Source organism: Xanthomonas sp. NCPPB 1754, assembly GCF_041475725.2.
Lineage (GTDB): Bacteria > Pseudomonadota > Gammaproteobacteria > Xanthomonadales > Xanthomonadaceae > Xanthomonas > Xanthomonas euvesicatoria.
Genome location: NZ_CM192982.1, coordinates 2,791,419 through 2,810,920, shown reverse-complemented (window position 1 = coordinate 2,810,920; position 19,502 = coordinate 2,791,419). Strand labels below are relative to the sequence as shown.

At 58.6% G+C, this 19,502-nt stretch carries 11 protein-coding genes and 4 pseudogenes; 6 read left to right on the top strand and 9 right to left on the bottom strand.

What is annotated here, in order from left to right; translation table 11 throughout:
* Positions 1–67: 67 nt before the first annotated feature.
* The 5 genes and pseudogenes from ACCQ15_RS12420 to ACCQ15_RS12400 all read right to left on the bottom strand — a co-directional run bounded on the left by ACCQ15_RS12420 (position 68) and on the right by ACCQ15_RS12400 (position 5,009).
* A complete protein-coding gene (locus ACCQ15_RS12420; RefSeq protein ID WP_372381602.1) occupies positions 68–502 on the bottom strand; it encodes an RlpA-like double-psi beta-barrel domain-containing protein in 435 nt (144 codons plus the stop codon).
* Between the two features lie 156 nt (positions 503–658).
* Positions 659–1,357: a YecA/YgfB family protein gene (locus tag ACCQ15_RS12415; RefSeq protein WP_015462628.1), complete on the bottom strand. Its 699-nt coding sequence runs from the start codon at positions 1,355–1,357 to the stop codon at positions 659–661.
* A gap of 18 nt (positions 1,358–1,375) precedes the next feature.
* Positions 1,376–4,346, bottom strand: a pseudogene (locus tag ACCQ15_RS12410) (Tn3-like element ISXc4 family transposase).
* 4 nt (positions 4,347–4,350) lie between these two features.
* Positions 4,351–4,770 (bottom strand): putative toxin-antitoxin system toxin component, PIN family, encoded by a 420-nt coding sequence (locus tag ACCQ15_RS12405; RefSeq protein ID WP_003491210.1) that lies wholly within the window; start codon positions 4,768–4,770, stop codon positions 4,351–4,353.
* A complete protein-coding gene (locus ACCQ15_RS12400) occupies positions 4,770–5,009 on the bottom strand; it encodes a ribbon-helix-helix domain-containing protein (protein ID WP_003491212.1) in 240 nt (79 codons plus the stop codon). The genes ACCQ15_RS12405 and ACCQ15_RS12400 overlap by 1 nt, the downstream gene beginning before the upstream one ends.
* A 214-nt stretch (positions 5,010–5,223) precedes the next feature.
* On the opposite strand from ACCQ15_RS12400, the gene ACCQ15_RS12395 reads away from it, so the two are divergent.
* Positions 5,224–6,147: a recombinase family protein gene (locus tag ACCQ15_RS12395; protein ID WP_003491216.1), complete on the top strand. Its 924-nt coding sequence runs from the start codon at positions 5,224–5,226 to the stop codon at positions 6,145–6,147.
* 71 nt (positions 6,148–6,218) lie between these two features.
* A pseudogene (locus tag ACCQ15_RS12390) lies at positions 6,219–6,689 on the top strand (recombinase family protein); the annotation flags it as partial.
* A gap of 214 nt (positions 6,690–6,903) precedes the next feature.
* On the opposite strand, the gene xopC reads toward ACCQ15_RS12390, so the two are convergent.
* On the bottom strand, positions 6,904–9,408 hold the full coding sequence (xopC, locus tag ACCQ15_RS12385) for a type III secretion system effector protein XopC (RefSeq protein ID WP_372381601.1): 2,505 nt from the start codon (positions 9,406–9,408) through the stop codon (positions 6,904–6,906).
* Positions 9,409–9,798: 390 nt separating this feature from the next.
* Between xopC and ACCQ15_RS12380 the strand changes: the two genes are divergently transcribed.
* Positions 9,799–10,770, top strand: coding sequence for an IS1595-like element IS1595 family transposase (locus tag ACCQ15_RS12380; protein WP_005918049.1), 972 nt, complete (start codon positions 9,799–9,801; stop codon positions 10,768–10,770).
* 1 nt (position 10,771) lies between these two features.
* Here the strand turns inward: ACCQ15_RS12380 and ACCQ15_RS12375 are convergent.
* Positions 10,772–11,356: pseudogene (locus ACCQ15_RS12375) on the bottom strand (IS3 family transposase); the annotation flags it as partial.
* 62 nt (positions 11,357–11,418) lie between these two features.
* Here ACCQ15_RS12375 and ACCQ15_RS12370 point away from each other — a divergent pair.
* A protein-coding gene (locus ACCQ15_RS12370) for an IS3 family transposase (protein WP_372166127.1) occupies positions 11,419–12,521 on the top strand; the annotation gives its coding sequence in 2 pieces (ribosomal slippage) (positions 11,419–11,677 and positions 11,677–12,521; 1,104 coding nt in all).
* A 204-nt stretch (positions 12,522–12,725) separates the two neighbouring features.
* On the opposite strand, the gene xopJ is transcribed toward ACCQ15_RS12370, so the two are convergent.
* A complete protein-coding gene (xopJ, locus tag ACCQ15_RS12365; RefSeq protein ID WP_109292224.1) occupies positions 12,726–13,790 on the bottom strand; it encodes a YopJ family type III secretion system effector XopJ in 1,065 nt (354 codons plus the stop codon).
* A 144-nt stretch (positions 13,791–13,934) separates the two neighbouring features.
* Entirely contained in the window at positions 13,935–14,990 is a 1,056-nt protein-coding gene (locus ACCQ15_RS12360; RefSeq protein WP_011347618.1) for a DNA-binding protein, read from the bottom strand.
* Positions 14,991–15,174: 184 nt separating this feature from the next.
* Here ACCQ15_RS12360 and ACCQ15_RS12355 point away from each other — a divergent pair.
* Both ACCQ15_RS12355 and ACCQ15_RS12350 read left to right on the top strand, forming a co-directional pair.
* A pseudogene (locus ACCQ15_RS12355) lies at positions 15,175–16,445 on the top strand (tyrosine-type recombinase/integrase).
* 7 nt (positions 16,446–16,452) lie between these two features.
* A complete protein-coding gene (locus ACCQ15_RS12350; RefSeq protein ID WP_372381614.1) occupies positions 16,453–19,443 on the top strand; it encodes a Tn3-like element TnXax1 family transposase in 2,991 nt (996 codons plus the stop codon).
* Positions 19,444–19,502: the final 59 nt, after the last annotated feature.

The window sequence follows — 19,502 nt, the reverse complement described above, 5'->3', positions numbered from 1 at the left end:
TACCGATCGCAGTCGCACATAACATCGACGGCCCATTTTTTAAAAATAGATTTTGAGTGATTTTTATTTATATTTGAATAAATTCAATATTTGCCCAGGGCGCTGTTCTTGCTTGGACCAACAACGAATATCGGTTGAATGCAATTTTCATAGTTACATCCCTCCCGCCAACCGTACACCTGCCATTGGGGCAACGGCCAACAACGATTACGTCAATTGTACTGGCAGTGCAGGAATGCTTAACTGGCGTAGAAATGCAGCGCATGCGATAGCGCCTCCCACAAGAAGCACCGTTATCCCACAGACCATCCGAAACCGTCACTACCTGGTAGTTTCGCCCGTTGACTTGATCTTCCGGTACATTGCAACCCTGGACAAGGTCTGCGGGACGACGAGCGTTATTTCCATAAAAACTAATTGTACCGATGTCTGCAAATGCGGCCGAAGATAAGAGCAAACCGATTGCTGCGACACTAAAGCCTAGTAAAATTTTATGTTTCATGACTATTCCCATGTGGACGTAAAGGCTCTCAGGTCGCGCAACTCAGCTGCATCAAATATGCGAAAATTTGTTGCTGTTTGCGATTTGGGGGGGGCATCATTTTTTTGTAGAAGGGGTTCGGGGAGCAATGGAACAGGGAAGTCAGTTAAGCCGGTATCAATGAAATGTCGGAGCGCTGGTAGCACAGCAATGCTTGTACTTCCGCCCACTGCCACATGGGCACTGATCATTTCTCCCAATCTTAGGACCTTGTCTGCGTAAAGACCCTTGGGTTGCCAATTGGCGATGTGAGGCAAAGTAGCGATAGATGTGCGTCAGTCCGGCAATCAGGGACTGAAGCAACTCATCGCGTTTGTCCGGCGCAATCTCTGGCGGGCGCATGGCGGGATCAGGATCATGTTCATGGGTCAAGATCATGATTGGCAGCATGGGCCCGCCAAATTCTTCGCTGCCGATCAACTCTTGCCAACTATTGGGCCGTAATTGAATGCCGCGCATGAAACCACGTGCCCAGTCGTTACCGTGTACGGCCCCATCCGCATCTTCGAGTAGCACGGGAAGGTAGACATCGTCTTTCTCCAGAGTGCGGAACAATTCTGATGCAATCGTGTTCCAGTGCCGCATGACCAAGCCAAGAATTTCGGCGGCTTGGTCATTGCTGTCGAAGCAATGGTCTTCCCCGAATACTTGTGGCAAGTATTCGCTGGGCAAAACCGTTTCTGGACCACAAATGAGTGCGGCAAAGAACCCATCGAGCATTTCGAGATTCATTGCAGGTGCGCCGACTCCTTCGAGAAAGTCGCCCAGCCGATCAAGCTGGGCATCGTTCAACGGTTGTTGCGTCATTTGTTGCATGGTGAATTTCCAAGGTTTTTAAGGATCATTCGGTTTGGTCAACGGTCTCAGCTCGCCGCGCGCGACAGCTTCCGGCACCGAGAACGAATAGCGTCCGAGCATGTTGATGTGCTCGTGGCCGAACGGCGACAGCCGTGCCTCGTCTTCTGGCTTCACGGGGTAGCCTTCGCTGCGCAACTGCGTCAGCACCGCATCCATGTACAGCGTGTTCCAAAGCACGATCATGTTCACGACCAGGCCGAGCGCGCTCAACTGGTCTTCCTGCCCTTCGCGGTAGCGCTGGAACAGCTCGCCGCGCTTGCCGTGGAAAACCTCGCGCGCCAGGCTGTGGCGGCCTTCACCGAGATTCAGTTGCAGCAGCGTGGCGCGACGGCGGGCTTCGTCGTCGATGAAATTCAACGTGTGGATGGTCTTGTCGATACGGCCGATTTCGGCGATGGCTTGCGCCAGGCTGGTGGGCCGTTCATCGACCTGTAAGGTGCGCATGATGCCCATCGCCGGAACCAGACCGAGCTTGAGCGAGCCGACCAGACGCAGCACATCATCCCAATGCGGGGTGATACGGTCGAGATTCACACGCTGCCGGGCCAGCGCATTGAGGTCGCCATAGTCGGCGTCGGGATCGACGCGCCAGAAACGGGTACCGCCAACATCGGCCAGGCGCGGGCAGAATCGATAGTTGGAGAGGCGGAACAAACCGAACACCAAATCGCTGTACGCGCCGGTGTCGGTCATGATCTGGGTCGGCTGCAACTCCGTTTGCTGCTCCAGCACAACCGCTAGCAAAATCAAACTGTCGCGCAGCGTGCCAGGCACAGTGATCGCGTTCAGTCCGGTGCGCTGATCGGAAAGCAAGTTGTACCAAGTGACGCCGCGCCCGCGATTGAAATACTTTGGGTTCGGTCCAGCGTGGATCGTGCGCACCGGCACCACGAATCGCATGCCGTCGGCCGAAGCCACATCGCCACCTCCCCAGGTTCGCGCCAGTGCGATACGACTTTGCGCGGCCACCAGCACGGCATTGCAGGCTGTCAGCGTGTCGTCACGCACATAGTTCTGATCGACCCACATCAGCCGGTCGCGCTTGAGCGCCGGAGTGTCTGGCCGCACCAGTGGTTCCGGGCCGGTGTTGCAGGCTTCGGCCATCAGCACCGCGCACAGGCTGGTGGTCAGGTCGGCCGCGCGCGCGGTGCGTTCAGTCAGGTGCGTGAACGCTTCCATGCAGCCAGTACGACCGGCGACTTCCAGCAGGATTTCCGGAAGATCGACGCGCGGCATGCGCGCCTTGATTTCGTTGCGCAGCGCGATCAATGAAGGCGGCTCCTCCAATGCTTCAAGCGGACTGAGCACCAGTTCCGTCTTGTCGCCAACGTTCTCGAAGCGCACTGCGTCGTTCTGGGGCAGGCGCGCGGCGACGCGGCGGTAGGTTTCGTCCAGCTCGCGCGTCAGCTCGGACAACGTGGCCTCGGGCTGCGCCGACAGGCTCAGCGAGCGGCAGACGATAGGCCGCGAGGCCTCCCATTCAGCTCCGGCCAGCAGCCCGGCGCGTGGATCGGCGTAGCGCCAACTCGGGCTGATGAACACGTCGCGGCGGCGAATCGCACTGCGCAGCTTGTCGAGCGCGCAGAACGAATAGGCTGTGGCATTGATGCGGCCATCATCCTGAACGACATGGCGTTGCCACGCCTTGCCGACGATGGCCGTGGGCGGATCATGGTCGGGCTTCTCATGCAGCCATTGCAACGCCTGCGCCAAAGGTTGCGCGGCCGGATTGGCGTCAAAGCGGATGACGCGCAGCAACGCCGGCAGGAAGCGCGAGACGGTGGCCTTGCGGGCTTCCAGTTCGGTGTAGAACACATCGTTGGGCGGGCGCACCAGACCGCGCACTTCATTGAGCGCCTGGGCCAGTTCATCGTGGCCGATGGCGGCATAGACGCGCTCGCGCAGTTCGCCGTCCGGCAGGGCCGGATCGAGCAGCATCCGGCATGCCTCGGCCAGCGTCGAGGCGGCCCGATCCAGATCCTTGAGGGAGCGCTGCCTGACCTTACGATCTTCTTTCTCAGCCTTGGTGAACAGCTCGCGCAGCAGCAGGTCGAGCACATCGATGGCATCGTCTTGCGCGCTGGCTTCCAGGCAGTGGACGAAGGCCACTAGCGTGGCGATGCGTCGCACCTCCGGCAATCGAGCCACGGCGGATACCTTGGCAGTACTGGCGAAGCGGGCCAGCGCTGCGATGCGGCTCGGCGGCACATGGGTGCCTGGCAGCTTAATGCCCAAGCCACGCACGGTTTCGATTCGCAGCAAGGCCGCAACGAGCGCCGGAGCGCTGACGCGTACCGGCCCCTTGCGCAATCGATCCAGCCAAGACTGCCGGCTGCCTTCGACAAGCTTGAGCAAGTCATCGAGGCGTTGTCGCTGCTCGGGTGTCACGCCGTGCACCAGTAGTCGCCACAGACGCGACTCCATGCGTGAGCGTATCTCGGCGATAAAGCGCTCCAGCAAGGTGACGCCGGGTAGCAGCACCTTGTGGCCGACCAGCCAGCCGTTGGCGTAGTCGAACAGCGCACTCGGGCGGTCAGTGCCCGTCCAGCACAACGCGCACAACCAGCGGCCAAGGCGGAACTGGACGCCGGTACCCGTGAACTCGCGGTAGCCGGGTGCGAATCTCGCTCGTGTGCTGCCAGCGCTGCCGAGTTGTCCGGTAGTCAATGACGCAATCGGAAGGGTCGGCGATGCCAAGTTGCGACGACAGCGTATGCAGCACCGGGCTTGGCACGGCGGTAGGGTCTTCCAGAAAGGTGCCGAGAAACCGCGCCGTGGTCAGTTGCAGCGCATAACCGAGGCGACTGCTGTCGCGTCGCTTGGTGGCGATCCACTCGCGGTCATCGTCGTCCAGGTGGAAATAGCGCGCCAGCTCTTCGCTGGAAAGCGTGTCTGGATAGCGGCCGTAGCGTTCCCGTTGTGTGGTGGACAGGAAGCTGACCGGCATGGCGTCAAAGCGCCTCGGCGCAGAAGGTGACTGGCGTGACGATGCGCGTGCGGCCAATGCTACCGCGTTGCAGCAGCCCAGCGCGGCGGTCGCCAGTCACAAGGTAATCGGCCTCGCTGGCCAGTGCCATCGCCAGCAGGAACGCATCGTTCGGATCATTGACCTCGATGCGATCAGGCAGAGGCGGCAATACATGCAGCACAACGGCGCGCTGCATGTTGTTGATCATCGTGCCGACGCGATGCGCGGGCAGGATTGCCTTGATCTTCGGGTAACGGCTCACGCGGCGCAGTTCATCAAGCTGCGCCGTCCCTGTCACCAGTTCAAAGCGTGCTGCAAGCCAACCGCGATAGATGATGTCGGGTGGGCTGTGCGACGAGATCAGCGCGGCCAGCAATACGTTGGTGTCGAGGACGACCCGCATTAATGCTCACGCGCCCATTGCACCGCCTCATCAATGAGGTCGTTCAGTTCTGTCTCACCCATACCCACCGTAGCGGCTTTGGCTTGTTCCACAGCCCGCTCGAAGAGGTAGGCGCGCACCGCATCCTCGATGAAGCGTGACAGGTCGCCCTTGCGACCGCCGCCTTGCGCGGCGATGAACATGCGGACGGACTGATCCACGTCCGGCGATACGGCGATGTTCCAGCGCACGGTATTCATGAAGCTCTCTCCAATCAGAGTTTATGCACATCGGTGTTTATACACTCTTTAAGCGGTTTTTTTTTGCAACGGTTCAATAAAACGATCGTTTTTATGAACTCTGATGGGGCGATCGGCGCGAGGTGTCCGTAAGCCAACAAGCAGTCTGTAATAGTGGTTTGTACAATCAAAGTTTGATATTATTAAAAATTAACGAGTAAAGCAAAATATTACGATGAAAATCGGCTATGCGCGCGTATCCACGCGCGAACAGAACCCAGCCTTGCAGGTGGACTCCCTCAAGGCGGCCGGCTGCGAGCGCATTTATCAGGACGTTGCGAGCGGCGCGAAGACCGCGCGCCCAGCGCTCGATGAACTGCTGGGCCAGTTGCGTGGCGGCGACGTGCTGGTGATCTGGAAACTCGACCGCATGGGACGCTCACTCAAGCACCTGGTTGAGTTGGTGGGTAGCCTGATGGAACGCAAGGTCGGGCTGCTCAGCCTGAATGACCCCATCGACACCACCAGCGCCCAAGGGCGGTTCGTGTTCAACCTGTTCGCCACGCTGGCCGAGTTCGAGCGCGAGCTAATTCGCGAGCGCACCCAGGCCGGGCTGACGGCCGCGCGGGCGCGTGGCAGGGTCGGTGGGCGACCCAAGGGCCTGTCGCCGCAGGCCGAAGCGACAGCGCTGGCGGCCGAGACCCTATACCGCGAGCGCAAGCTGTCGGTCGCTGCCATTGCGCAGAAACTGCACTTGTCCAAGAGCACGCTGTACAGCTACCTGCGGCATCGCGGCGTAGAGATCGGCCCGTACAAACAATCGGCGCAGTCGCCGATAAACGTCTCCGTGGTCGAGAGCGGAAACGCTGACCAGCCGAAGGTCGCCACCATCCTGCTGACCTTGCGCATCGAGAACAATAGCAAGTTCGTGCGCGGAAAGAAGCGCTCGATCGAGCATGTCGAGTTTTTTGATCTTGCCCAATACGATGCCACGCGGCGGCCGAACGGGGAATATGAACTGAAGGTGCCCTATGACACGGATGAAGAGCTGGATGAAGCCGTGAACGATTTGCTAACCGACATCGCCTGCGGTGCGGATGACCGCCACTGTTTCTCAGAGAGCCACGCCCGCATGGAAGGTACAGACCGGCACTGGTGAAGGCTTAACTGACTTCCCTGTTCCATTGCTCCCCGAACCCCTACCCCAGCCGATCTGGCGAGTAGCATTTGATGGCACGTGCTCCTGCAGCACCCTTCAAGGTTGCTCGGATCTACCAGCGCGTCAGCACTGATGGCCAGGATCTCACGCGACAAGCCGCGATCGTCCAAGAGGCCAAGGCCGCCGGCTTCTACGTCGCCGGCGTCTATCGTGAGAAGGCTTCTGGTGCGCGGGCCGATCGCCCTGAGTTGCTGCGCATGATCGAGGATCTGCAATCGGGCGAAGTGGTCATTGCAGAAAAGATCGATCGGATCAGCCGCTTGCCGTTGCTCGAAGCCGAGCGCCTGGTAGCGTCTATCCGAGCGAAGGGTGCGCGCCTTGCCGTTCCCGGTGTTATCGATTTCTCCGAAGTGGCGGCCGAGGCGAAAGGTGTTGCAAAGGTCGTGCTTGAATCTATGCAGGACATGTTGCTGCGAATCGCCCTGCAGATCGCACGCGACGACTATGAAGACCGCCGCGAGCGTCAGGAGGGTCGGCAGGGATTCGTGTAAAACACAGCCAAAAGTGAGCTAACTCCCTGTCAGCTAAGGATTTCTCACGACGCACTGCCGACCCTCATGAAGGCAGTGGATGGTAATCCCCCCATCCCCGGCATCGGAGATGGGGGGATGCGCTATTTGCCATATGGCTTGCTAGAGAAACGTCTTCACCATTCAATTGCTAGGGGCATCACGATTGTTTCGAGCCTCTGCCCAACTAAAGTTCCGTGATTTTAGATACAACACGGGTTGGCACCCCGTCGACATCAATTTCCCTGCCCACGTCATCACGCTGCGCGTTGACGATCACCCCCTTGAGTACACGGCTCTTTGGCTCCGCAACACTCTTTAATTGCTTGATATCGGAGGGTTGATCGCCGTAAGAGGTTATCGGCACATTAGGTTGAACCGAGAGCCGCTCAAGGCTCTCTGCCAATCTCGTTGAATCTGGTTTTTTGTCGATCCGTTCAATGGTCGTGGAATCCGGATGGGCGTAAATTGCTGCCTCTGAAAGAGTAGCCCGTAGTGCTTCTTCGTCACTGCCATTCAATGAATTGATAAGTCGCTTCTGCAAATCTTCAGGCATTTGAGAAGGGGGCAAATGCGACTTTTCAAGGGTGACTTCTTCCGCGCCGGACACCACGTCAAAGTAGTGCATCATGCCAAGATGATTGATCTCGTTTTCCAAATCGCCATGGCCGCGATTACTGATCAATATGACGCGAGAATTCGCATTGCGTGATTTCTCCAGAATTTCTTTTGCGCCAGGAAGTAGGGAAAGCTCAATATCCGGGAACGGAACATCTCGACTATAATTTTTTTTCGAAACTTCCGGCTTTACTAGCATTTTATATTCGCGGACAAAGTTAGAGTATACGGCATTATTTATCGACGCTGCTTTATGCTCAGAAATTCCTGGGAGCATTTTCCGAACAAAATCTTCAATTATGTGGCGCTTATATAGGCTTTGCCTACCCATCAAATAAGATGAAAAGTCTTTTTGATTTTTCATCAGCAATGGCGCTTCCTCGTCGACCGGTTCTGCATCGTTCAACTTGCTGTGCAGGACCGCTACGGCATCTCCGAGTTCAGGCAATGTCGACGCATGTTCCCTTGCTGTGATAGCCAACGCGTTATGCATAAGCTTATAATTCAATCCTTTTTCGTCACGCAGACAGTCGTCCCAATCCAATACGACGACCTGTTTTACCTCAGACGCTTGGATTGAGGAACGGCTCGCCAAACTAACTTGGTCGAGCTCTTTCACGATTTCATCAGGTGAAGCAGGTTTCATTTTCAAGATAGGAATAAGCGAATCATGCTCACCTTCGAGAACTTTCGCATCATCTACGAAGTGACGCGCAGAATCCGTCCCTGCCATCTCTTGCATGGAACTTAGTTTTTGCATTTGCTCAAGCGTATCTGGCGCGTCCGGGTCTATCCCTACATTGTGAAGATGGGCTCTTTTGAACAAGTTATTTTGAATTGACTCGAATCTTAAGATTGCCGAATCGCTGGCCGGATCTATTGCGTAGGCGATTAAAATCATCGCTTCGCTGTTGGTTAACTTCTCACGCGGCATTCCGATTGCGGCAAGGCGTTCAGTAACCTTTCCTTGAGGATCCCAAGCTGCTAGGGTTTCGTCTAAAAAAGCGCTGACCTCGGAGGACATGGTAAGTTGCGGTGAAAATGGATGGGCGCTCAGCGTTGCAAGAGCAAGCACGTCCACACCTGCCTCCTTGGCTGCTGCTTCCATTGCCAGCATGGATCCTCCTGCCTGAATGTGGTCATCGGTAATGACAACTTTATCGCCACGTTTCAGGTCGGATGTAACGAAATAAGGCTGCTGTACCAAACGGCCAATCGGACTCGCTTCTGTACGCGAGGTTCTTGAAAGACCCACGAGGGACTTATGATCTGTAAATACAATAGGCTTTCTGTCCTCCTTCTTAGCTGAAATAGCTTCTAAGGAGTTCAGTGAACTGGCCAGCTCTGTTTGTTCGCAGAAGGTAAAGAAGTTCAATGTACTATCTTCGGCATAGTGATCACGCGTCGGCCTTAGCAAATGAACCACACCACCTTCATCGCCTAAAGCCTCAACTACATGGCGATGCAGACGTGCGACGTATTCTCCACGAGATTTATCGATTGTCGCTGTAGCCGCGAAAGCTCGAATAGCACGTGTTCCCTGACTCTGAGTACTTAACAGCGGGCTGGTTTTTAGTCTGCCGAGTTTGCTATTTTCGCCCTCGATTGGTTCATCGGTGAATAAATCTCGACCACGCTTTCCCACATGTCTAACTGCATAATAGTCCTGCTTTCCCTGCGAGAGGCTTTTCACTGATTGTAAAGATGGCTTCTCAGTAGCAAATTCGCTAAAAAAGAGAGGCGCTTTCCCCGATTCATTCCGTGAATGGTAGTTTTGCGAATCTACACGTTCTGCAGAACCTAGGCTTTGGGTAGAGAGAAGAAACTGACCTTTTCCAACGTCGTTCGAGCGATTCTCGGCAATCATCTTATTGACCGCCTGAAGATCACTGCTAGAAGTTGGCATTTTAGATGGCTTACGACCAAGAGGGCGGAGCCCCTTTAGTTGGGCGCTTAATGCCGCATCCTTTGGAATTTCGCTATTGCGTCCCACTGGAATTGGAGTTTTTGGCTGCGAATCCCCCTGGGGAAATTGGCCAGTATAATGAGACTTGCTTGCACTACTTGTTTTCATCAAGATTCACTCCTATTGATTAAACTACCCCCTGATTTGCTTGGCTGTATAATTCAAAAAATTTTCTTGACTTTATTTAAATGGCCCATAAGCACTCAACAACGCCTCAAATAAATTATTATTTTCCTGGCGCCCTTGCATGCTTCCGCTAATAAAAAAGGTCCTTGTATGAAGAACGTAGACGGACTGAAATATTTTAGCTTTGCGGTATCAGTAGACGCACACTTAAGAGAAAAAACCCGTCTGAGAGCGAATATTTGATTCTGCAGGACGGTGACGCGTTTAACAAAAAAGGGTTCCTGATTAGCCCTGACCTTCAGCCGCCAGTCGCAGGATCTGCGCCGCGCTGGGTGGATGCTGCTGTCACTCTGAAGCCAACGAGGTGACGTGATGAGCATCAATGCGGTGCAGTTCCAGGCTGGATTGTCGATGCCTGAGTTCTTCGCGTTCTACGGCACCGAGGCCAAGTGCTATCGCGCGCTCTACACGTGGCGTTGGCCGCAGGGCTTTCGTTGCCCTGTTTGTGCCGGGCGCGTGCGCTCGCGTTTCAAGCGGCGTGCTGCGATCTACTACCAATGCAGCGCGTGCCGGCATCAGACCAGTCTGATGGCAGGCACGATGTTCGAAGGCACCAAACTGCCGCTGCGCACCTGGATGCTGGCCTTGCACCTGTTGACCTCGACCAAAACCAACATGGCCGCACTGGAGCTGATGCGTCATCTGGGGGTTAACTACAAGACGGCCTGGCGGATGAAGCACAAGATCATGCAGGTCATGGCCGAGCGTGAAGCCACGCGGAAATTGGCGGGTTTCGTGCAGATCGACGATGCCTATCTCGGCGGCGAGCGTAACGGTGGCAAGGCCGGACGCGGATCAGAGAACAAACAAGCGTTCCTGATTGCGGTGCAGACCGATGCCACCTTCACCGCGCCGCGCTTTGTGGTGATTGAGCCGGTGCGCAGCTTCGACAACACCTCGCTGCAGGACTGGATTGCCCGTCGCCTGGCGCCCGAATGCGAGGTCTACACCGATGGGCTGGCCTGCTTCCGCCGGCTGGAAGACGCCGGCCACGCGCACACCACGCTGGACACTGGCGGTGGTCGTGCCGCGACCGAAACGGCCGGTGCACGTTGGCTCAACGTGGTGCTGGGCAATCTCAAACGCGCCATCAGCGGCGTGTATCACGCTATCGCGCAAGGCAAATACGCAAGGCGCTACCTGGGAGAAGCGGCCTATCGTTTTAATCGTCGATTCCGCTTGCGCGAGATGCTGCCGCGACTTGCCACGGCCATGATGCAATCCAACCCATGTCCAGAGCCGGTCCTGAATCGCCCCGGCTTTCGTGGAGGCCAGTTGGTGTGAGTCAGACCGACATGGCCTGACCTGCGAGTTGCCAATGGTAGTTAGCCTCGGCTTCGGCCGGCGGGATGTAGCCGAGGGACTCCATCAACCGGTGATGGTTGAACCACGAGACCCATTCGAGCGTGGCGAGTTCAACGGCTTCCTTGCTCTTCCAGGGCGCCCGGCGGTGGATCAGTTCGGTCTTATACAAGCCGTTGATGGTCTCGGCCAGGGCGTTGTCATAGCTGTCCCCCTTGCTGCCTACCGAGGGCTCGATGCCCGCTTCGGCCAGCCGCTCGCTGTAGCGGATGCTGACGTATTGCGAGCCGCGGTCCGAGTGATGGATCAAGGCGCCATCGCGCTCGGGCTTGCGCGCGTACAGCGCCTGCTCCAGCGCGTCGAGCACAAAATCCGTTCGCATGGAACGGCTGACCCGCCAACCCACGATGAACCGCGCGTACACGTCCACGACGAAGGCCACGTAGACCATGCCCTGCCAGGTCGAGACGTAGGTGAAGTCACTGACCCACAACTGGTTCGGCTTGTCGGCCTTGAACTGCCGGTTCACCCGATCCAGCGGACACGGCGCCTTGGCATCCGGCGACGTCCCCCCAATTTTGAGTAGCACCTCAGTTTGGAGTCCAATTCCCTACCCCAAGGAGATTGGACGTGAAGAAGCGTTTTTCTGAAGAACAGATCATCGGCTTCCTGCGCGAAGCTGATGCCGGTGTGGCGATCAAGGATCTGTGCCGGCGGCATGGCTTCAGCGAGGCCTCGTATTACCTGTGGCGCAGCAAGTTCGGCGGAATGAGCGTGCCCGACGCCAAGCGGCTCAAGGATCTTGAGGCCGAGAACGCGCGGCTAAAGAAGTTGCTGGCCGAGCAGTTGTTCGAGAACGACCTGATCAAGGATGCGTTGCGAAAAAAGTGGTGAGCGCACCGGCGCGTCGTGCGCTGGTGCGCGAGTGGATCGGGCGTGGTGCCAGCGAGCGTCGCGCCTTGGCGGCGATCGGCATGAGCGCCAGCGCGCTGCGCTATTGCCCACGCCAAGACCGCAATGGCGAACTGCGCGAGCGCATTCTTGCGTTGGCGCATCGCCATCGCCGCTACGGCGTGGGGATGATCTATCTCAAGCTGCGACAGGAAGGACGCCTGGTGAACTACAAGCGCGTGGAGCGGTTGTATCGCGAGCAGCAGCTACAAGTGCGGCGCCGCAAGCGCAAGAAGGTGCCGGTTGGCGAGCGTCAGCCGCTGCTGCGGCCAGCGCAGGCCAACCAGGTGTGGTCGATGGACTTCGTGTTCGACCGCTCCGCCGACGGCCGAGTGATCAAGTGTCTGGTGATCGTGGACGACGCAACGCACGAAGCGGTCGCCATCGAGGTGGAACGCGCGATCTCCGGGCACGGCGTTGCGCGCGTGCTGGATCGGTTGGCACACAGTCGCGGTTTACCGAAGGTGATCCGCACCGACAACGGCAAGGAGTTTTGCGGCAAAGCGATGGTCGTCTGGGCACATGCCCGTGGTGTGCAACTACGGCTAATCCAACCCGGCAAGCCAAATCAAAACGCCTATGTTGAATCGTTCAACGGCCGACTACGCGACGAATGCCTCAACGAGCACTGGTTCCCGACGTTGCTGCACGCGCGCACCGAGATCGAACGCTGGCGACGCGAATACAACGAGGACCGACCGAAGAAAGCAATTGGCGGCATGACGCCGTCCGCTTATGCCCAACATCTGGCAAACACCGATATCATCAACCCCGGACTCTAAACCCGACCGCTACTCAGGGCGGGGGGACGTCGATAGAACGCGAAGAACTCAGGCATCGACAATCCAGCCTGGAACTGCACCGCATTGATGCTCATCACGTCACCTCGTTGGCTTCAGAGTGACAGCAGCATCCACCCAGCGCGGCGCAGATCCTGCGACTGGCGGCTGAAGGTCAGGGCTAATCAGGTAGTGTCAATTGTCACCTTACGATTCAATGGCTTTCCTTATCTTTCTCAACCGAGAAGCTTCAATAGACATGCTATAACTCAGATTTCCTCTTTCGACGCGAAAATTACGTACTCTTTCGGAAAGAGTTTCACTTGGATTGGTACTTCCAGTACTCACGTTCCTATCAGAATTTTCAGGCTGATTTGATAAATACTCGTCTACAGTCGCTCTCGAATGTGAGTGCTTATAAAATACGGGTGGCAAGAATTTATCACCATCCACAATTTCAATGCCCTTATGCAATATAGACTTTTTTTCCCATGATGGAAAGCATCGAAGATTTCTTCTAAGTTTTCCATGCAAATCATCAAAGATGCTGTCTTTTTGATAGGCAGACAGAGCAAGATTAAGCGAAAACATAATGCAATCAAAGCGTGATTTTTGAGCCCCCAGCTGAATGACTGCCATATCACCATTTTCACCATTTTCACCAAGGCAGCTCTTAACGTTTCTGCCAAGAAGCTCATAACCGGCCAGCATCTGTATTTCCCCATCCTGCATGCCATAGGCAAGGGCCGGCTCGATTACCAACATTGTCCGCTTCCCATTTTCAATTCTGACGTCAATTGCCGCGTGATGTAGGCTTTGAGGAGACAAGCGAACTACAGATCGCCAAGCTGGTTTATCAGTAGTCATAAATTCCGAGAAGAATGCCTGGGCTGAGTCATGACAACTGAGGTGAAGTCCCGAAAACCGACTGTTATAGGCGTTTGCCAAGCAATACTTGTTCGTTGAATCCAATCTCGTTATAGCCTCTGAACTTCCAGTTTTTGCGGCCTGCAAAGCGGCTTCTGCATAAATTTGTAGCTCATGAGGAATGTAATTTGAACTATTCAGTGCGTTTGTTAGGTCTGTAGCTTTCTTGCGTGGGCGCCTTGGCAGGGAATTAAATGGCGAGCCGCTATCTGAATGGCTTGTGGAGCCTGCGGCATCAGCTACATTCTCGCCTTGGGCATCATCCTGTTGATCGCTCCTGTTGGAACGGCTGGAGCGGCTAGAACGATTAGAGCCAAGGCCAAGGGAGCGCATAAAATTTTTCATATAAGATCACCATGTGTTAGGTGGATATACTGTAGGAGCAAGTTTAGGGGGAAGCTTTCCGATTCGCTCCGCCTCACCGAAATCCTGGCTGGGACGACGAAGGCACTGACGTGGAGGATTCCCGAGCCTTCGCCAAGCGGCTGATCATCTGCCTGCCGGCATTGCACCGGCTGAGATGGCGTTTTCGGGTTCGCCAACGGAGTGCACTGGCCGCAGCCGCGCCAGGAGTTGTTCCAACGTGCTCAGGCGCACCGTGGCCCGCAAGGTGTCCGCCTCGGCGTGTTCCCGGCGCTGGCGCTCTTCGACCAGTTCGGTCCGCGCCGCAGCCAGTTCGGCGCGCACGCCTTCCAGCGCATGGACATCTTGGGTCCAGCGCACCTGCAGGGCTTGGTGCTCGGCGGCCGTCAGGCGCAGCGCGTCGCGCTCGCGTTGCTGGGCGTCGGCCCGCTGGCGTGCCTGCGCCAGTTCCCGCTCCAGGCGGGTCTGGCGTTCCAGCCACTGGCCGTTTTCCCGGTTGAGCTGTATCAGGTCGTGATTCTTGGCGGTCAGCGCCTCGTTGGCCTGCCGTAGGGCGACCTGCAACTCCTGCACCTGGTGCGCGTGCCGGCGCTGTTCCTGCTCACGCTGGTCCTTGACCGAGGTGCGGTAGTGCTCCAGGGCTTCCCTGGCGTGTTCGTGCTTGTGTTCCAAGGATTTCGCATGGGCGTCGTGCTCGGCCAATCGCGCCGTGAGGCCCGCGATCCGCTCCTCCAGCTGAGCTAGCTCGGTAGCGCAGCTGGCCACCTCGCTCCTGGCAGCGTCGCCCGCCTCGCGTTCGGCCTGCAGCGCGGTCTCGCAGCGTTGCAGCTGCGTCCTGAGCGAGCCGGCCTCCTGCCGGGCCTGCTCCAGCGCTTGGGTGCGTTCCTGCAGCTGCGCCTGGAAGCGCGCCTGGGCCTGCGCCACGACCGTGTCGGCCTCGCTGTGCAACCGCTCGGCGAGGCGGGCGATGAGGTCTTGAAGTGCGTCGCTCACGGCCATCTTCGCGCCAACGCCTTGCCCTTCCTCCTCTTCCAACTCCCTCAGATAGCGGTGGATGGTGGTCTTGGATCCCGTGTTGCCGAGCGCCACCCGAACCGCATCGACAGACGGATGCGTGCCCGTGGCGCGCAGCCGATCGCGGGCGCGTTGCACATCGCTTTTGTACAACCCGGACCTTGCCATCCGTCACTCCACGTATTTCGTAACGTATTACATACCATGTAATTACATACTCCTCAACGCATTACACGGGACCGTCGATAGGCGTTGAGCTCACGCGGGATAATGTTGAATTATCCCGCCTTATGCGGAATTTTCGGCTACAGTCGCCCTGCGGCCGTACGAAACGGCGGTTCGGAGCGACGCGGTGAGCTCGGTCAAGCAGTATCTGGAAGCGGCAACTCGCGCCAACACCGAGCGCGCGTATGCAGGGGCGATCCGTCACTTCGAGGTCGAGTGGGGTGGTCATCTGCCGGCGACTGCGGAGCAGGTGGCGCGCTACTTGGCCGCCTACGCCGGGCAACTCGCGCTCAACACACTCAGGCACCGGCTCGCAGCACTGGCCCAGTGGCACCAGGCGCACGGTTTCGCCGACCCCACGCGGGCGCCCGTCGTACGCAAGGTGCTCAAGGGCATCCAAACCCTGCACCCGAGCGTCGAAAAACGCGCCACGCCCCTGCAACTCACCCAGCTGGGCCAGGTCACGACACGGCAGGAAGACGCTGCGGCCGCGGCCCGGTCTCGCGGCGATCGCGTCGCAGAACTGCGGCATCTGCGCGATCGCGCCTTGCTGCTGCTCGGCTTCTGGCGCGGCTTCCGCGGCGATGAACTCACCCGCCTCCAGGTGAACCACCTGCGCCTGGTGCCGGGCGAAGGCATGACCTGCTTCCTGCCGCACAGCAAGAGCGATCGCCGGCACGCCGGCACCACCTACAAGGTCCCGGCGCTGTCGCGCTGGTGCCCGGTGGCTGCCACCATGACCTGGGTCGCGGCAACCGCCCTCCACGAGGGGCCACTGTTTCGCGCAGTCAACCAGTGGGGCGGGATTGCCGCGCCACTCCACCCCAACAGCCTGGTGCATCTGCTACGGCGGATCTTCCGCGAGGCGGGGCTGAGCTCTCCCGACGACTACAGCGGCCACTCGCTGCGGCGCGGCTTTGCCGGCTGGCCAACGCCAACGGCTGGGACGTCAAGGCGCTGATGGAGTACGTCGGCTGGCGCGACGTGCACTCGGCGATGCGTTACCTCGACGGGGCCGATCCGTTCGCCCGCCGGCGCATTGAGGCGAGCCTGTCGCCAGCTACTCCACCGCTGCTGGCCCTGGCGGCGCCGGCTCCCGATCCAGTGCCGACCACGGCGGTCGAAGCGACTGTCACCCTGACGCGCTTCAACTCGCGTGTGCGCGGACTGGCCAAAGCGCATCGGCTGATCGAGCAAATCTGCCTGCAACCGCATCAGGCGCAGCGACTCAACGCCGACGGCACGCGCTACCGGTTGGCGATCGCCGCCGTTGACGAGGCGGCCTTTGAAGAAACCATCGCAATGCTGCTCGACGAGATGCACCGCATCGCCGACAACCACCAGTGCTTCCTCGCCGTCGCCTTGCGCGATGAAGCGGGCGGGCGCCATTGGGACTGAGCTGAGCATGACGACGCTGCACGAAACCGCCTACCCGCGCCTCAAGCCCGATCCCACCGCCAAAGAACTTCAGGATATCTACACGCCTACTGCGGCGGAGCTGCAGTGCGTCCGGAACATCGCTACCGGCCCGGCCACACGGCTGGCCCTGCTACTGCATCTGAAGCTGTTCCAGCGCCTGGGTTATTTCACGACCCTGATCGAGGTGCCCGAACGTATCGTGCAGCATGTCGCTCAGACGCTGGGAATGCGCCGCGTGCCCGCCGACCGGTTGGCGAGCTACGACGCCTCCGGCGCCAAGCGCGGGCATCTGGCCCAACTGCGGGCGTTCCTCAACGTCTGTCCGCTCGATGCGGCTGGGCGAGACTGGCTCGGCACCGTGGCTGAAACGGCTGCGCGGACCAAGCACATCGTGCCCGATATCGTGAACGTGATGCTTGAAGAGCTGGTGCATCACCGCTTTGAGTTGCCGGCCTTCAGCACGCTCGAACGCATCGCGATCGCCGCCCGCCAACGTGTCCACGATGCGCACTACCGCCAGATCGCCGATGCGTTGTCACCGACCATGTGGACGCTGATCGATAACCTGCTGCTGACACCACCAGGCAGCCACCACAGTGATTGGCACACGCTCAAGCGCGAGCCCAAACGCCCAACCAACAAGGAAGTGCGCCATTACCTGCGGCACATCCAGCGCCTGCGCATCCTGGCCGAGCAGCTGCCGCCGATCGATGTTTCGGTGCCTAAGCTCAAGCAATTCCGGGCGATGGCCCGCGCACTTGATGCCGCCGAGTTGGCCGAACTGGTCCCGATCAAGCGCTATGCGCTGGCCGCGATCTTCATCCGCTCCCAGTATCGCAAGACGCTCGACGATGCGGCCGACCTGTTCATCCGCCTGATCCAGAACCTGGAGAACACCGCGCAGCAAAAGCTGATCGCTTATCAGCTCGAACACAGCAAACGGGCCGATGCCCTGATCGGCCAGCTCCGGGAGATCCTGCAGGCCTATCAGGTCGAGGGCACAGACACCGAGCGTGTGGGCGCGATCGCGGGCGTGCTGGTCGCCGACATCGCTTTGCTGACGGCTGAGTGCGACGAGCACATGGCCTACGCCGGCCGCAACTATCTGCCATTCCTGCTGGCACCCTACGGGACGTTGCGTCCGCTGCTGTTCAACTGCCTGGAAATCATGGGCCTGCGTGCCGCCAGCCAGGACCCCAGCATGGAGCGCATGATCGGCGCTGTCCTGGCGCTGCGCAGTCAGCGCCGCGAGACGATCGAGGCCGCTAGCCTGGGCGTGGCTACAACCGACCTGACGTGGTTATCGTCAGCCTGGCGCAAGCATGTGATGCCCAAAGCCTTGGCCGCCGCCAGCCCCGGCTGGATCCATCGCAAGTACTTCGAACTGGCGGTGCTCGCGCAGAACAAGGACGAACTCAAATCCGGCGACCTGTACATCCCGCACGGCGAGCGTTACGACGACTACCGCGAGCAACTGGTCGACGAGGCGACACTCGCGCAGGAACTGGACGCCTACGGCGAGGTCTCGGGCATCGCCACCGACGCGGCTGACTTCGTGCAGGGTCTGCGCACCGAACTGACGACATTGGCCGATGCCATGGACGCTCGGTTCTCGGACAACCTGCACGCCAGCATGGTCGACGGGCGGCTGGTGCTCAAGCGCCTGCAGGGCACACAGGTGACCCAGGCGATCGCCACAGTGGACAGCGCGATCACCGACTGGCTGCCGCCGACCAGCATCGTCGATGTCCTGGTCGACGCCACCCGCTGGCTGGACCTGCACGTGCACTTCCGCCCGATCGCCGGCACCGACGCGCGAGTCGACGATCTGCTGCGGCGCGTGATCACCACCCTGTTCTGCTACGGCTGCAATCTGGGGCCGACCCAGACCGCGCGTTCGGTCAAGGGCTTCAGCCGGCGCCAGATCTCGTGGTTGAACTTGAAGTACGTCACCGATGAAACGCTCGACAAGGCGATCGTCCAGGTGATCAACATGTACAACAAGTTCGAGTTACCCGGCTACTGGGGCAGTGGCAAGAGCGCCTCGGCCGACGGCACGAAGTGGAGCGTGTACGAGCAGAACCTACTGTCGGAATACCACATTCGCTACGGCGGCTATGGTGGCATCGGTTACTACCATGTGTCCGACAAGTACATCGCGTTGTTCAGCCACTTCATCCCGTGTGGCATACACGAAGCGGTCTACATCCTCGACGGGATGCTGGCCAACCGGTCCGACATCCAGCCCGACACCGTACACGGCGACACCCAGGCGCAGAGCTTCCCGGTATTCGGGCTGGCGCATCTGCTGGGCATCAACCTCATGCCGCGCATCCGCAACATCAAGGACCTGGTGTTTTCCCGGCCGGAGCCAGGTCGGACCTACGAGAATATCCAGGCGCTGTTTGGGGACAGCATCGACTGGACACTCATCGAGACCCACGTGCACGACATGCTGCGGGTCGCCATCTCGATCAAACTGGGCAAGATCACCGCTTCCACCATCCTGCGCCGGCTCGGCACCTACAGCCGCAAGAACAAGCTGTACTGGGCATTTCGCGAACTGGGCAAGGCGGTACGCACACTGTTCCTGTTGCGCTACATCGACGATGTCGAAGTGCGCAAGACCATCCACGCCGCCACCAACAAGAGCGAGGAGTTCAACGGCTTCGTCAAATGGGCCTTCTTCGGCGGTGAAGGGATCATCGCCGAGAACGTCCAGCACGAACAGCGCAAGATCGTGCTTTACAACCAGTTGGTGGCCAACCTGGTCATCCTGCACAACGTGGAGCAGATGACCCGCGTGCTGGCCGAGCTACGGGACGAGGGCTCAAACATCAGCCCGGAAGTGCTGGCCGGCCTGTCGCCGTATCGGACCAGCCATATCAACCGGTTCGGTGACTACACCTTGGACCTCAAGCGGCAGGTCGAGCCAATCGATTTCTCGCGGAGAATTCTTGCGGCGACAACGCGTTAGGACGCAATCAGCTGTTTTTTTACCGGGCGAATTCCTGCTTGCCCATCGCGGTCAAAAAC